The organism is Nocardia sp. XZ_19_369 (genome assembly GCF_015355715.1).
In the GTDB taxonomy this organism is placed as follows: domain Bacteria; phylum Actinomycetota; class Actinomycetes; order Mycobacteriales; family Mycobacteriaceae; genus Nocardia.
The window spans coordinates 54,587-68,828 of sequence record NZ_JACVED010000004.1; the positions used below are offsets into that span (position 1 = coordinate 54,587).

The 14,242-nt window shown below is 67.4% G+C and carries 10 protein-coding genes; all 10 read right to left on the reverse strand.

Features of this window, described 5'->3' with window-relative positions; all coding sequences use genetic code 11:
- Window positions 1-36: 36 nt before the first annotated feature.
- The 10 genes from IBX18_RS15665 to IBX18_RS15710 all read right to left on the reverse strand — a co-directional run bounded on the left by IBX18_RS15665 (window position 37) and on the right by IBX18_RS15710 (window position 14,242).
- Window positions 37-3,753, reverse strand: a complete 3,717-nt coding sequence (locus IBX18_RS15665) for a type I polyketide synthase (RefSeq protein WP_194834404.1) — start codon at window positions 3,751-3,753, stop codon at window positions 37-39.
- Window positions 3,750-4,925, reverse strand: a complete 1,176-nt coding sequence (locus tag IBX18_RS15670; protein ID WP_194834405.1) for an acyl-CoA dehydrogenase family protein — start codon at window positions 4,923-4,925, stop codon at window positions 3,750-3,752. Before IBX18_RS15670 ends, IBX18_RS15665 begins: the two co-directional genes overlap by 4 nt.
- Window positions 4,926-4,933: 8 nt before the next feature.
- Window positions 4,934-5,974 (reverse strand): C45 family peptidase, encoded by a 1,041-nt coding sequence (locus IBX18_RS15675; protein ID WP_194834406.1) that lies wholly within the window; start codon window positions 5,972-5,974, stop codon window positions 4,934-4,936.
- Complete coding sequence (locus tag IBX18_RS15680; protein ID WP_194834407.1) at window positions 5,971-6,585, reverse strand: GNAT family N-acetyltransferase; 615 nt, start codon at window positions 6,583-6,585, stop codon at window positions 5,971-5,973. Before IBX18_RS15680 ends, IBX18_RS15675 begins: the two co-directional genes overlap by 4 nt.
- A gap of 1 nt (window position 6,586) precedes the next feature.
- A complete protein-coding gene (locus tag IBX18_RS15685) occupies window positions 6,587-6,847 on the reverse strand; it encodes an acyl carrier protein (RefSeq protein WP_147135292.1) in 261 nt (86 codons plus the stop codon).
- The gene (locus IBX18_RS15690; RefSeq protein WP_194834408.1) at window positions 6,840-8,327 is read right to left on the reverse strand and encodes an AMP-binding protein; all 1,488 of its coding nucleotides are present in this window, start codon (window positions 8,325-8,327) and stop codon (window positions 6,840-6,842) included. The genes IBX18_RS15685 and IBX18_RS15690 overlap by 8 nt, the downstream gene beginning before the upstream one ends.
- Complete coding sequence (locus IBX18_RS15695; RefSeq protein ID WP_194834409.1) at window positions 8,327-10,342, reverse strand: class I tRNA ligase family protein; 2,016 nt, start codon at window positions 10,340-10,342, stop codon at window positions 8,327-8,329. Before IBX18_RS15695 ends, IBX18_RS15690 begins: the two co-directional genes overlap by 1 nt.
- The gene (locus tag IBX18_RS15700) at window positions 10,339-11,415 is read right to left on the reverse strand and encodes an FAD-binding oxidoreductase (RefSeq protein WP_194834410.1); all 1,077 of its coding nucleotides are present in this window, start codon (window positions 11,413-11,415) and stop codon (window positions 10,339-10,341) included. The genes IBX18_RS15695 and IBX18_RS15700 overlap by 4 nt, the downstream gene beginning before the upstream one ends.
- Window positions 11,412-12,731 (reverse strand): lysine N(6)-hydroxylase/L-ornithine N(5)-oxygenase family protein, encoded by a 1,320-nt coding sequence (locus IBX18_RS15705; protein WP_194834411.1) that lies wholly within the window; start codon window positions 12,729-12,731, stop codon window positions 11,412-11,414. Before IBX18_RS15705 ends, IBX18_RS15700 begins: the two co-directional genes overlap by 4 nt.
- 488 nt (window positions 12,732-13,219) lie before the next feature.
- Window positions 13,220-14,242, reverse strand: a complete 1,023-nt coding sequence (locus IBX18_RS15710) for a ParB/RepB/Spo0J family partition protein (protein WP_194834412.1) — start codon at window positions 14,240-14,242, stop codon at window positions 13,220-13,222.

Here is a 14,242-nt window from a genome sequence, read left to right on the forward strand (position 1 = left end):
CAGGTCCGCCTCCGGGATATTGCGGCACAGTCACGGCTATCCCTCCATTTCTCTCCGGCCACCCGCATCCGGGTGGTCAGCGGTGATCGCCTCGGCGAGGTCTTCGACGCTGGCGGCGAGCACCGCGCTCGACGAAATTTCGGTTCCCCACCGTTGTTCCAGCCTGGCACGGATCTCGACGGCGGCCAGCGAGTCACATCCGACGTCGCGCAATGGCCGCCGGCGCGGAATCCGTTGCGCCGGAAGGCCGAGTACCGCGCCGAGTTCGGCGGTCAGCGTGTCCAGCAGGCCGCCACCGGCGGGGACCTCCGGTGCCGGTGGGGTAGGCGGCGAGTAGACCGGGGTGTCAGCCACCGACTCGGCAGGCGTGAACCAGGTACGCCGCCGCTGCCACGGGTAGGTGGGCATCTCGTCCGGAATGCTGAACCTCGGATAGATCGCGGACCAGTCCGGATCGACACCGGCGGTGTAGAGGCGGGCGACGATCTCCGTGAGGCGAGCGGTTTCGGATGTGTCCCTGCGTAATCCGGCCACCGCCGTACCGGAGGCGCTGTCGGCGAGGCACTGCTCGATGGCTTGCACCAGCACCGAATGCGGGCTGATCTCGAGGAAAACAGTTGGCCCCAGGGCATTTTCGGCGGCGATCGCGTCGGCGAACCGAACGGTGGACCGCAGGTTGTCGGCCCAGTACCGTGCGGCGAGATCCGGGCCGGACATGCGCTCACCGGTGACGGTGGACCGCAACGGCACGGTCACCGGTTCGGCCCGCAGCCCGGCGAGGGCGGTGACCAACAGCGGTTGCAGCGGATCCATGAACCGACTGTGCGAGGCGAAGTTGATCCGCACCCGCCCGGCACGCACCCCGGTGTCCCGCAGCTCGGCGAGTAACCCATCCAGTGCGTCGCTTTCGCCGGACAGTACGGTCAGCCGCGGGCTGTTGCGCGCGGCCACCACGAGCCGATCGCCGTAGCGCGCGGCCGCCGCCGCCGCCTCGTCGGCCGGCATTGCCACGGCGACCATTCCACCCAGGCCGTCCGCCTGCGAGGTGAGTTCGCCTCGGCGACAGATGAGTTCGGCGGCAGCGGGCAGATCGATGGCCCCGGCGACCGTGGCGGCGGCCACCTCACCGAAGCTGTGACCGATGACCACATCGGGCCCGATGCCCCAGGAGCGCCAATGCTGCGCCAAGGCGACTTGCATGGCCCACACGGCCGGTTGGATCACGGCGGTCTTCGCCAGCTCCGCCCCGTCGTCGGCGAGCACCTTCAGCAGTGACCATCCGGCCGCGGATTGAATTGCCGCGTCGCAGTTTTCGATTGTGGTGCGGAAGGCGGCCGAGCTGTTCAGCAGCTCGCGGCCCATGCCGACCCACTGGCTGCCATGTCCAGGAAAGACGAAGGCGACGCGGACTCCGCCGGTCGGCCGCTGCGTGACCTCATCGGGCAGCTGGGCTCGTAACGCCTCGGCCAGCCCGTCGCCGTCCAGCGCGGCCACCGCCGATCGCCATTCGTGATGGGCCCGACCGCGCGCGGCGACGGCACAGACCTGCCGCGCCGTGACCGGGTCCGCACCGTCGAGCCGGTCCGCGTAGGCGGCCGTAAGCGCCTGTGCCGCAGCACGATCGCGCGCAGAGAGCGGCAGCACCAAGGGCTGCGGCTCATCGTCGTCGTCCGGTGTCGAATCGACAGGCGGCGCGGTGAGCACGACGTGCACGTTGGTTCCGGACAGGCCGAAGGACGTCACCCCCGCGACGGGAGCTGAACCCTCCGGCCACGCAACAGGTTCGGTCGGCATCCGCAGCGGTGTGCCCGGCTCCAGCAGCACCGGATGTGGCTCGGTCAGCAGCGGATTCGCCGGAATCAGCCGATGGTGCAGGCTCAGCACCGTTTTGATGAATCCCGAGATGCCGGCCGCCCCCTCGGGGTGGCCGATATTGGTCTTCACCGAGCCGACGAGGCAGGGCCGGCCCGCCGGCCGCGTTCCGGCGAATACGCGCGACAGCGCCCGCAACTCGATGGCGTCACCGGTATTGGTGCCGGTGCCATGGGCTTCCACATAATCCACCGCAGCGGGATCGATCCCCGCGCGGTCCAGTGCGTCGCGCAGCAGCCGTTCCTGCGCCTCCTGGGCCGGTGCGACCAGCGAACCACCGCCGCTGCCATCGTTATTGCTCGCACTGCCCGCGATCACCGCATAGACGCGATCCCCGTCGGCGCGGGCCTGCGCCAGCGGTTTGAGTACCACCACGCCGACGCCCTCGGAACGGACGAAGCCGTCACCGGTGGCGTCGCCGAACCGGCAGCGGCCCCGCCGCGACATCAACCCGACCTGCTCGTAGATGGCGGCCAGTTCGGGCAGGAGTACCAGATTCGCCCCGGCCGCCAGCGCCAGGTCCGAATCCCCGAGTTGCAGGCTCTGCCAGGCCAAATGCACTGCGGTCAGCGATGACGAGCACGCCGTGTCGACCGAGACGCTCGGGCCACGCAGGTCCAACGCGAACGAGATGCGGCCGGACAGGAACGAGGACAGCCCGCCGCCGGTGAGCGCGTGCAGGTCGAGTGAACTCTGCCGCGCCTGCAATTCCCAGTAGTCCCGGCCCATCTGCCCGACGAACACACCGGTGCGCGTGCCTGCCAGTGCGGTCGGCGGAATACCCGCGTCCTCCAAGGCTTCCCAAGCCACCTCCAGCAGCAGCCGCTGCTGCGGGTCCATCCGATCGGCCTCTCGCGGGGAGATACCGAAGAAGGCGGCATCGAAACCCTCTACGTCGTCAAGGAATCCACCGAAGCGGCGGAATCCGGACGGCACCGCGGGCAGCCGGGCGAACACGGTGGGATGCTCGGTGCGCCGATCCGGCACCTCGGTCACCGCGTCCACGCCATCGACCAGCAACCGCCAAAGTGCTTGCGGGTCATCGGCTCCCGGTAGGCGGCAGCCGATCCCCACGACGGCCACCGGTTCGATGCGCCCGTGTCGCGCAGGCTCCGGGACAGCGGCCGAACGTGGCCGGTCGACCGGCGGCAGGAAGCGGCGCAGCTCGGCGGTGACCATCCTGGTCAACTCGCGGCGATGGGTCCGGACGAAGAAATGGCCGCCCGGCAATACGCGCGTTCGCACTGTCCCATCGGTGAGTTCATCCCACGCGTCGGCATCGTCCGGCGCGGCCATGGTGTCGTCCCGGCCGCTGAACACCACGATCGGGCACTCCACCGGTGCGGCGGGCCGATGCTGGTAGGTGGAGAACATCGTGACGTCCGCGCGCAACGCGGGCAGCGCCGCGCGCAGCAGATCACGCTCATCGCGCAATTCGGCTGGGGTGCCGCCCATCTCGAAGATCCGGTCGAGCAGCTCGTCGTCGGGCAGCTCGTGCATGGGATCCGGGGTGAGCCGATGCGCTGCGGCCAGGCCTGCCACCAGCAGCGCGACCGGGGCGGGTGCGCCGTCGCGGTGCAGCCGCAGCGCCACCTGGTAGGCCAGCAGGCCGCCCAGGCTGTGCCCGAACAGCGCGAAGGGCGCGTCGAGATGTGGACGGAGCGCGTCGACGACCGCGTCGGCCAATGCGTCCAGATCGGCAAGCGGCGGCTCGCTCGCGCGTTCCTCCCGTCCGGGCAGCAGCACCGGTAGCACGTCCACCCAACCTGGCAGCTCCTGTTGCCAGCCACGGAAAACCGATGCGCCGCCGCCGGAATGCGGGAAGCAGAACAGCCGCACCCGAGCCGAACGGCGGGGCGGCCGTGACAGGAACGCACTCATTTCGCCCGCCCCCGGCCGCCCAGCGAGCCCGCGATGATCAGTTTCTGCACCTCGGAGGTGCCCTCGTAGATCCGCAGCGACCGGATCTGCCGGTACAGCCGCTCCGGCACGCTGTCGGCGACCAGTCCCGCGGCACCGAAGACCTGCACGCAGGCGTCCACGATGTGCTGCGCGTGTTCGGTGGCGTACAGCTTGGCGATGCTGGAGTGTTTCGCCGCCGCCGGATCGCCGCGGTCGGCCTCCCATGCGGCGCGGGCCACCAGCAAGGCCGCGGCGTTCAGCTCGACCTCGATCTCCGCGAACGTCGCCTTCACCAGTTGCAGGTCGAACTGCCGAGCGCCGTACATCGACCGGTTCTTCGCGTGGGTCAGCGCGGCGTCGGTGGCCCGGCGCGCGAACCCGATCGCCGCGGCGCCCACGGTCATCCGAAACCGTTCGAGTACCTCCATCGCGATCACAAAACCGCCGCCTGGTCTGCCCAGGACGCTGTCTTGCGGCAGGTGGCAGTCCACGAACTCGAGATCGGCGAAGGATCGGGGTGCGATCAGCGGAACTCGTTGCCCCACCGTCAGTCCTGGGGTGTTCGCGGGCACCAGGAACGCCGTCAGGCCCAGTGCGCCCGGACCCTCGCCGGTCCGCGCGATGACGCAGAACAGGTCCGCGATACCGCCGTTGGCAATCCAGGCCTTCTTGCCGTTCAGCACAAAGCCATCGGCAACCCGCTCGGCCCGCAGGCCGATCGCCGCGACGTCCGAACCGACCTCCGGTTCGGAGATGGCGAACGCGCCGCACAGGGTGCCCTTCGCCATCGGCGCCAGATACCGGCGCTGCTGTTCTTCGTTGCCGTGCCGCACGATCGGCGTCGCGGCCAGGGCCTGGATCGAGAAGGCGAAGTCGGCGAGATCGTCGGCGTAGGCCAGCGCCTCGCGCAGCAGGCATAGCGAGCGGCAGTCGCCTGCCGCCAGGCCCTCCGGTCCCGCCGCGGGATCCAGCGCCGCCAGCCAGCCGTGTTCACCCAGCGCCCGCAGGATTCGCAGCCCGGTCGCATCAGGATCGGCCTGGTTGTCCCACAGCTCGGTGTGCTCGGCACACCAGCTCTCGATCTGCCTCGCGCGCTCCACATGTCGCGGCTCGTAGAAGGGTAGGGCGAGGATGCCCCCATCGAAGCTCATCGTTGCTCCTAGGACAGCGTGAAGATTTCGGTGGCGTGCACCGCCGGGTCACCCGGGCGCAGGTGCAGCCGACCGCGACCCGGACACAGCACGACGGCGGCGACGGTGCGTTCGCGGCGGATGTCACCGTTGTCCGTGACGTTGATCGGTGGTGCGGACAGCACGGCGAAATGGTCTTCCGGATCGGCAGGCACGGTGGCGAGGCGGGTCCGGCACTGTTCGAGCCTGCGGACCGACGAATTGCGGGCGAACACGTTGATCTCGTCGCGTGGCGCGAGGTCGGGATGCAGGAAATGATTGGTATGCGCGGTATTCAGGCTGTACTCGACCCGGAAATCCGAGTCGAGCACCTCGACATAGGCGGCGGTGTCTTTGTCGCACAACACGATGTTGCGCGAACTCGCCAGCGGCAGCTTCCGCAACACGCGCACCGCTTCCTCGACGGAGCCCGCGTTGTCGAGCAGATGCCGGATGGCGAGGTAGGGCGGCACACCCGGATGCCACTCACCACCGAGCACGAGATTCAACCCGACCGCAAGCCCGTCGCTGTTGAGGCCGAGGTAACCGAGCAGACCGCCGAAACTGAGCACGAGAACGCGCCGGGATGTCCCGGCACGCACGACCTCCAGCACACTGATCTGATCATCGAGATTTCCGTTGAGATCCACGGTCTGCGCCAGCACGGGTTCGGCACCGGCCAGCGCGTATGTGGTGCAGTCCCCGGCGGTCGGAATCTTTTGGTACCCAAGGATTTCACGGCGTAGTTGTAGCAACGCCGCCTCGTACGGGTCGATGTCCGCGCCGGCGGCGAGGCCGCGGATCTCCTCGGCCAGGTCCGGTGTCGCAGCGGTGATCTCGGCCAGATAGGCGTCGATCGTCGGCCGTAACTCCGGCAGCGACACCGGCTCGGGCAGGATCCGGTTCAACCGGCACAACTCGTCGTCCAGGAAGGCCCGCAGGTCGGCGGCTCTGGCCTTGCCGTGCTGATAGCCGAGGGCGAAGGAATCACCCTCGACTCGGACGAACGGAGTCCGCAGGACCGCGCTCATTCGACGGCGCCCGCCAATTGCACCTTCGGATATGCCGCCAGTTTGCTTTTGACGCCGGGCCATTCCCCACGCAGCACGCTGTAGAAGATGGCGTCCCGGCGACGGCCGCCGGGCATCGGATTGAAGCTGCGCAGTACGCCCTCCTCGACCGCTCCGATATTGCGCAGGCCGCGGCGTGCCTGCTCGTTGAGCACGTCGGTCTTGAACTCCACCCGTTCCGCGCCGAGTCGCTCGAAGGCGTGTTCCAGGAGTAGGTATTTCGCCCACCGGTTGAGCCCGCTGCCGCGGAAGTCCCGGCCGAGCCAGGACCAGCCGATCTCGAGCCTGCCGTCCCGCTCGGCCATGTTCCCGTAGCTCATGCTGCCCGCGGCCCGGCCGCTGGCCTTGTCCATGATGTAGAAGACCACCCGGCGCCCGGCCAGCTGATCATCCAGTGCCGCATCGAAAAACGTGTCGAAGTCCGCTTCGTTCTCCACCAGCGAGACGAAGTATCGCCAGATATCGGGGTCCAGCGCGATCGCGCACAAAGCCGCCCGGTCCGTCGGCTCGATCGGCCGGAGCAGGACGTGGTCGTTCTCCAGCCGCGCGGGCGCCAGCTCAGCCCAACCCATGTCAGACCGCACTTTCGGAGTGCCGGGACAGCGCGGCCGTCACGTCGCGCAGGGTGCGCATGGCGGCCACGTCCTCCTCGGTGAAGCTCGCCAGCGAGATGCCCGTGTCGTCGCAGACCGCGGTCAGGAACAAAACCTTGTTCAGCGAGGTGAGGCCGTAGTCGTCGACCATGTCGAGGTCCGGATCGAGTTCGCCGGGCGCGTTGTTCGACGCAATTACCTTCCGGAAGTTGTCGTGCACGGCCTTTTCCAGATCAGGCATGTGTTCGTCCTTTCTCGCCGATTTCCCGTCGATACTGCTCGAGGATCTGCCGACGTTTCGGTTTGTATTGCGAACTGAGCAGCCCGTTTTCGATGCTGAACCGGGGCTCGGCGATCACCACTTTGGCGATGCGCTCATCGCGTTCGAGCTCCTGATTGGTGCGCTCGAGGTGTTCGGCGATCGCCGCCGCATCGGCGGGTTCGCTGGTCGGCGAGACGACCGCGACGAGTTGGGTCTGCGTCGGGCAGAACAGCACGCAGTGCTCGATCGCCGGACTCGCGGCCATGCGTTCTTCGATCGGCCGGACGATGATCTTCTTCCCGTTCGCCAATACGATCACGTCGTCGGCGCGACCCTGGATATACAGAAAGCCGTCCTCGTCCAGGTAGCCGATATCGCCGGTCCGGACCGTGCCATCCGCGGCGAACGCGCCCATCGAATGCGCGGTCGCGCCGTACTCGTACCGCCGCGCCACCGGGAAGTCGCTGCGCACACTGATGACTCCGTCGGCGTCGAACAGCACCTCCTTGCCGGGCACGACGCGTCCGACGCTGCCTTCCTTGCTCGCGCCCGGGTAGTTCTTGGCGACGATGCAGGTCTCGTTCATGCCGTAGCCCTCGTAGATGGGCAGGCCCAGGTTCGTGAAGAAACGCAGCATGTCCGGGCCGGCCGGCGCGGAACCGGTCCACAGGTATCGGATTCGGTCGCCGAACATCTCCTTGGCCGCCACCTGCGGATCGGTCTGCGCCGCCAGATGCCGTTTCACGGTCTCGTAGAAGCCCGGCACTCCCATCACGACGGTGGGCCGCACCTGCCGCATCGCCGTGAAGGCCGCTTCGTAGGTGCTCACCGTGACGTCGTGGCCGAAACACAGCGCCGAATAGACCCAGTACCGCTGCTGCAACAGGGCCAACGGCAGAAAGCAGAACAGGTGGTCGCCGGGGCCGTGCGCGAACATTGCCTGGACGGCGCGCAGTGAACTGTCGATGCTGCCGACGCTGGCCGCCAAGCCTTTCGGCACGCCGGTGCTGCCCGAGGTGAACTTGAGGGTCGTCGCCTCCGCGCTGTCGTACCGGATCTCGGGCAGGGGGTCGGCCGGTTGGTCGGCGAGCACGCGAGCCTCGCTGATCGGTCGGACACCGGCGGCGGTGGACGGCTGATCGGTGAACAGCAGCTTCAGGTCGTAGCGGGCGAGCAGCGCCGCGTCGGGCTCGAACTTGCCGGGCTCCAGCCCCGCGGTCACCGCTTTGCACCGCAGCGCGGCGAGATCGAGCAGCACCCACTCCAGACAGTTCGCGGCGAGGATGCCGATCCGATCCCCTTGTCGCACACCCAATTCGCGGAGCCGGACCGCCAGGCGTTCGGCACTGGCCGCCAGCTCGCGTAGTTCGATCGTTTCCGTCTTACCCAGCCGCGCGAAGGTCGCGTGGTATCCGGCCGGGGGCGGCGTCGTGACGATCTGGTTGATCACCGAATCCATCAAGCGCTCCCCACCCCGACCGGCTCCGCTGCCTCGACCGATGGTTCGGCGAAGAACTCGCGCACCAGGTCCACCCGGGTTCCGGCCGGCACGAGTTCCACGGTGTGCGGCCATTCGTCCGGGCGCTCCTCGCCGAGGGCTGCGCCGAGCTGACCGGCGAACCGGGGCAGCACCGGTGTGGCGCAGTGGGCGAGCAACCGCGCTGCGGCGAGTTCCAGCGCCACCGCGGTACGGGCCTCGTCGGACCAGTCCTCGGCCGTTGCCACGGCGCTTTCCTGGTCGACGAATCGGCGTGTGTCGGTGACGATTCCGTGCAGCTCCGCGGCCGCGACCTCCAGCGAGAACCCGTCGGGACCGAGGGCGGCGGTGACGGCGGACAGTCGCGCGCCCAGGCGACCGAGAAATGCGGTGTGCTCCGGGGTCCAGATGCCGGCGTCCGGGGCGTGGCCGCCGTATCGAGTCCGGATGCGGTGGCCCAGGTCGTTGAGCCACTGCTGCCAGGTGCCGATCAGTTCGTCACGTACTGCGGCCGTATAGCTTTCGCGAGTGAAGTTGGTGCGCTTCGACTCCGGCCGCGTCCGGGAAAGGAAATAGCGCACCCCGTCCACGCTGTCCGGCGTCAGGATTTCCTTGCCCCAGACGGCATGGCGTCGGCTGGTGGAGAATTTGCCGCCGTCCAGGAGATAGAACTCGTTGACGTGGTAGTCGATATCCGGCTGCCAGTCGGGGAAGGCCAGCCGGTACAGCACCGGATACAGGATCGAGTGGTAGAAGCTGTTGTCGTAGCCGAAGAAGTGCACGATCTTCCAGTCCTGCTCGGGCTCGTCCGCCCGCCAGTCGCGGCCGAGGCGACGGCCCAGCGCCGAAATGCTGTGCAGGAAGCCGTAAGACATCTCCGGCCAGACCCAGATGACCTGGCCCTCCACGTCGGGTTCGGCGGGCGACACACCCCAGTTCGCGGGGTGGGTCATTGCCACGTCGAGCCGAGGGCGGGCGAACAATCGCCCGGCTAGTTCGCGCAGCCGCGCCGGAACGCGGCCGAGCCGGTGGTGCGCCGCGAGTTCGGTGGCGAACTCGTGCAACGGAAGGGTGAACCTGGTGATCGTGTCGATTCGCGGGGTCTCCTGCGAGAGCTTCGACTGCGGATCGGCCAGGTCGACACAGGAATTGGGCTCGCCGCAGCCCTCGCAGATGTTTCCCCCGGTTACGGCGCCGCAGCCGGGGCAGCCACCGGTCACTTCGGCCTCGTACAGGTAGTCGTGCGTCGTGGCGTCGAAGAGCGCTTTACCTTCTTGGGGCGCAATGGATCCCGACTTCACGAGGCGGGAGAAATACGCCTGCAATCCGGCGCGGTAGGTGGGTTCCGTATCGGTCACCGTGTATTGGTCGGGCTCGATGTCCATCAGCCGCAGCGTTTCGGCGATCTCGGCGCTGTAGTACGCCGCCGTCGCGGCGGGGTCCTTGCCCTCGCGCCTGGCCCGTTCGACCACGTAGCTCTGATAGTCGTCGCTGCCGGTGAGGTGCCACGCTTGCGCACCGTTCATCCGCTGGAACCGGACGAAAACGTCCGCCCCCAGATACGGTCCGGACAGATGCCCGAGATGCAGATCCCCATTGGGAGTCGGCGGCGTGGAGAACACGAAGATCGGCCGCTCGCCGAAACGCCGCCGGTCGCTGTGTCCGGTCGCCGCGCGGGCGGCTCGGCTCGGATCGCGCCAGTACAGGTCGAAGAACACCAGCTCGGTGGACCCGGTGTTCTCGACGACGTGGGTCTCGAACGGATCGAACAGCACGGCCATGCCTGCGGCGACGGGATGCCGGCCACCGTCGACGATGACATCGCCGTGCCCGCTGACCACCAGGAACAGCTCGGTCTCGTCGTGCTGGTGCGGATCGGACCGGCCACCGGCCGGGACCCGGGCCCAGCCGGCGCCGAAGCCGAATCCGTCGATCGAACTCATGTCGATGCCGAATGCGGAGTGCAGTTCGGCCGTGTCGAAACGATTGATGATCACGCGGGACTCATCTCCTTCGGTGGCTGACTTGTCTCCCCGTCCAGTTGCAGCAGGCCGACCGCCTCGGCCGCGATCGCCGGGGCGAGCCGGTAGCCCGAACCGTTCGCGGCACCGGCGAAGATCACCCGTCCGGCCGGGTCGAGCGCGCGCACCTGCGGCTCCCGGTCGGCGCTGTAGGCGTCGCAGAACACGCGACCGCCTGCGGCGCGTTCGGCCAGTGCGGGTGAGTACCGGTGCAGCAGCGGCAGGGCCGCGTCGAGAACTTTTTCGTCGAGCCCGTCGGACACGGTGTCGGGGTCGACATCCCACTCCTGGTGGGTGTAGCTGAACAACCAGTGCCTGCTGTGGCGCAGCGGCAGCAAGAAGGCGTCTTCGTCCTGGAACACGATGACTCCGTCGTCGCGTCTGGGCTCCTGTTCGATGTGGATCGCGGCGACCTTCTTGACTCGCGCGTGCAGCGGGGCGACGAGGTCGCGCCATGCTGGATCGGCCAGCCAGGGGCCGGGGGCCAGCACCACGCGTCCGGCCGTGCACGTCTTCCCGGTGCTGAGCCGGATCAGCACCTCGGAGCCCGTGTCTTCGACGGCGGTGACTCGCACGCCTTCCCGGAAGGTGACGTGCGGACGCAGTTCGCGGGCCACCGCCTGCGCGACCGCGGGTACGTCGGCGTAGTGGCATCCGTTGCCGCGCCAGGCGCGGGCGCCTTGCGGCAACCGGATGTCGGCCGGCACCGTTTCCGTCGGTGTCAGTGCGGCACGGTCGAGATAGACCGCACCGAGCTGTGCAGCGGTCTCTGTCGCCACCACGGTCAGGCCGAGCGAATGTATCGGCAGGGCAGGGTGTTTCGCGGCGAGGTCGGCGTAGAAATCGTGGCTGTACGCGGTCATCTGCCGCACCCGTTCGGTTGCGCCGCGCGGGAAATGCAGTCCTGCTGAGCGTCTGCTGGCTCCGGTGCCGATCCCATCCCGGTCGAACACCACGACGGGGGTGTCGGGGGCGCGCGAAATCACCTCGCGCGCAACCAGGCAACCGACGATGCCCGCGCCAATGACGGCGACGGTGCTGTTCGTCATCGCTCTACGCTCCGGTCGTCGGGCGCCTTGGCCGACCATTCGAGAAACGAATCGTGCGGATCGTCGGAGCGGATGCCGCGCAGGCGGTCGGCTATCCGTTTGCTGCGCCAGGCGACGAGGCTCAGATTGGCGTCGGCCAGGCCGCGCTGTCGACGGGCGCCGTTCTGCAGGAAGATGTTTCGGTCGGCGGGGCCGTCCCAGCACACGGCGAAATCCGAGTCGATTTTGTACTCGTCGCGGTCGCGCTCCAGGCGGTCCGCGACGGGGGACAGGAACTCCATGTCGTCGGCGTGGAAACCGGTCGCCCAGACGATCACATCCGCCTCGGCGTGCTCGTCCACGCCCGGCTGGTCGTTGTGCGTGAAGGTGATGTCCCAGCCCGAGTCGGGATCGCCGGTCACGCCCAGCACATCGCGGTTCGGGTACAGGGCGACCAGATCGGTGGCGCCGTGGACGAAATGGTGCAGGTAGATGCGCTGGTAGATCTCGCGCAGCGTGGCCTCGGAGATGCCGTCGCTGGTCAGCACGTGGGCGGCGTTGAGCACGTCGCGGGACGCGCCGGGTAGGGCGGCGAAGTACTCCGAGTAGCCCGGCATGTAATAGTCGTTCGTGAACGGCGAGTCGTCCAACGGAAAGTAGTTGCGGCGCCGGGATATCCAGCCGACCCGGCGCGGCAGTTCGGTGCGCGGACGGGAGATCAGCTCGAGAAATGCTTCCGCGCCGGACTGGCCGCCGCCGATCACCCAGACTCGTCGTCCCGCGAGTCCGACTGCCTTATCGGCGAATTCGCTGATATGGAACTGGGTCGGTCCGAGCAGTTTTTCGGCCACCGGCGGAACATAAGGCTTGCGGCCGACACCGATAACGACGTTGTCGGCCTTCACCACGCGGTTGCCGGTGCGTAGCAGGAAGACATCATCGAATTCGATGGAACGGACTTCTTCACCGAAAATCAGGTTCTCGTTCTTCGAGCTGACCCATTCGAGGTAGTTGCGGAATTCGCTGCGCGGTACCGCATCGAATTGCGCGTTGAGATAGTGGTAGACCCGGCCCTGGGCATGGAGATAGGACAGGAAAGAGAAGCGGTTCGTCGGGTCGGAGAGGCTGACCAGGTCCTTGAGCATGGAGACCTGGAGCGAGGTGTTGGGGAGGAGTTGCCCGTCGTGCCAACGGAAGTCGCGCCGCTTCTCGAAGAAACGGTTCGACACGTCCGGCTGTTCGTACAGTAATGAGGCCAGGCTCAGGTTTGCTGGTCCGATACCGATGCCCACGCATCGGTAATGTTCACAATTGTCGGTGAGCGAGCTCCGGCTCATTACGCCTCCTGCCCCTCGGGGCCAGTCCCTCGGTGTGCATACCGAGGGAATCGTCGGTTGCGAATTCGCAATACTCGCCCCCGTGGGCGGCTTTGCTGCATGAATAGAACCCCCGTCGATCAGCTGGAGCCCTGTTTACCACTTCAGAATCCGCGGTAATATCCTCGAACTCAACGCTAGCGGGTGGGGGAGGCGTGCACAAGAACGGTGAAAGTTTTTGCCGGAGTTCGGTGCAACGCTGATGATGACGGGTGTGATCGCCTAAGCGGTTGGCGCGGTAGGGGTTTGGGATGCGGCGGCGAAGGCGTAACCTTAGGGTTGAGCAACCACCGATGGAATGCTGTCGGGGCCGCTGAAGTCTCCCCTTGTGCTGGCGCCTGTGCCTGCTGCCGCGCTGTGTTCGGGCAGCGGAAAGCATTGCATGGTAGTGGGTTTCGAAGCGACGCGTGATTGCTCGACGATCGGCCGGGTTCGGCCCTCGAGGGTCATTACGCGGAAAAGGCGCCGCGGGTGTGCTGTTCGAGTCGCTGTGCCAGCCGTTGCAGGTCCTGGGAGCGTCGTCGGGCGAGCTCGGCGACGCGCGGCGCGCAGTGACTCGGAACATTGCCGACGACGTCGTCCCATTCGATGTCGTCCTCGAACGGAAACTCCAGCCACCGCAGCAGTTTTCGGCCCGTTTCGGAGAAGCGCAGTGACGGGTCCTTGCGCAGTTGCTGCAGCATCTCCGCGGTGATCACCCGCTGCGGAGTGGGTGTATCGGAGCTCTCGGCGGGTTCGGGTGTGGCCGTCGAACGCCGCGCCGAGCGGCGCAGTGGCACCGGATTCTCACCACTGTGTAGTCTTTTGCGCACGTCTTTGGCGGTGGTGACCGAAATGCCCGCTGCCACAGCTACTTTCCGCACCGACGCGGTGGGGTCGGCAGTGAACATCTCGGCGGCGCGTTGCCTGCCCTGCGGTCCGGACCGATGCCGGACACCGTTGCGAGCAATCCGACCGGTCGACTGTGGAACTTCCACAGTCGACCGCCTGCGGATGGCGGAGACGGTCTTGGGGGAGACCCCCGCGATGGCGGCGATCGCTCGATCCGACCAGTCCGGATACGACATCAGAATCCGGAGCGCGGCGGCCTTCCGCTCGGCCAGCGACAGCGGCAGGCCGTGCGCCGTGTTCAGCTTGACCGCCAGCACGAACGCTTCCTCGGGGCCGCCGTCGAAAAACACTGCGGCGATGGTCTTTTCGCCGCGCAGCCGAGCCGCGCACAGTCGATGCCAACCGTCGACAACCTGCATCGTCGCACGGCGTACCACAATCGGCGCCAGCGCGGTCGTCGACTCGGCGAGTATGCGGGTGTGATCGGTGTTCTCGCCTACCGAACGGGGCGGCGAATCCGACGGCAGTAGCTCGCCGATCGGCAGTTCGACAATCTTCGAACAGTACGACGGCGAGCCCGTGAAGTTCGGTGCGGATAGGGTTCCCGCCCGGGACGAACCGACATTGCCCCCACTGGTCAT

Coding starts and splice junctions, on each gene's coding strand:
- IBX18_RS15665 (WP_194834404.1), bottom strand. CDS start 3,753: ATGAGTGCGTTCCTGTCACGGCCGCCCCGCCGTTCGGCTCGGGTGCGG.
- IBX18_RS15670 (WP_194834405.1), bottom strand. CDS start 4,925: ATGAGCTTCGATGGGGGCATCCTCGCCCTACCCTTCTACGAGCCGCGA.
- IBX18_RS15675 (WP_194834406.1), bottom strand. CDS start 5,974: ATGAGCGCGGTCCTGCGGACTCCGTTCGTCCGAGTCGAGGGTGATTCC.
- IBX18_RS15680 (WP_194834407.1), bottom strand. CDS start 6,585: ATGGGTTGGGCTGAGCTGGCGCCCGCGCGGCTGGAGAACGACCACGTC.
- IBX18_RS15685 (WP_147135292.1), bottom strand. CDS start 6,847: ATGCCTGATCTGGAAAAGGCCGTGCACGACAACTTCCGGAAGGTAATT.
- IBX18_RS15690 (WP_194834408.1), bottom strand. CDS start 8,327: ATGGATTCGGTGATCAACCAGATCGTCACGACGCCGCCCCCGGCCGGA.
- IBX18_RS15700 (WP_194834410.1), bottom strand. CDS start 11,415: ATGACGAACAGCACCGTCGCCGTCATTGGCGCGGGCATCGTCGGTTGC.
- IBX18_RS15705 (WP_194834411.1), bottom strand. CDS start 12,731: ATGAGCCGGAGCTCGCTCACCGACAATTGTGAACATTACCGATGCGTG.
- IBX18_RS15710 (WP_194834412.1), bottom strand. CDS start 14,242: ATGACCAGTGGGGGCAATGTCGGTTCGTCCCGGGCGGGAACCCTATCC.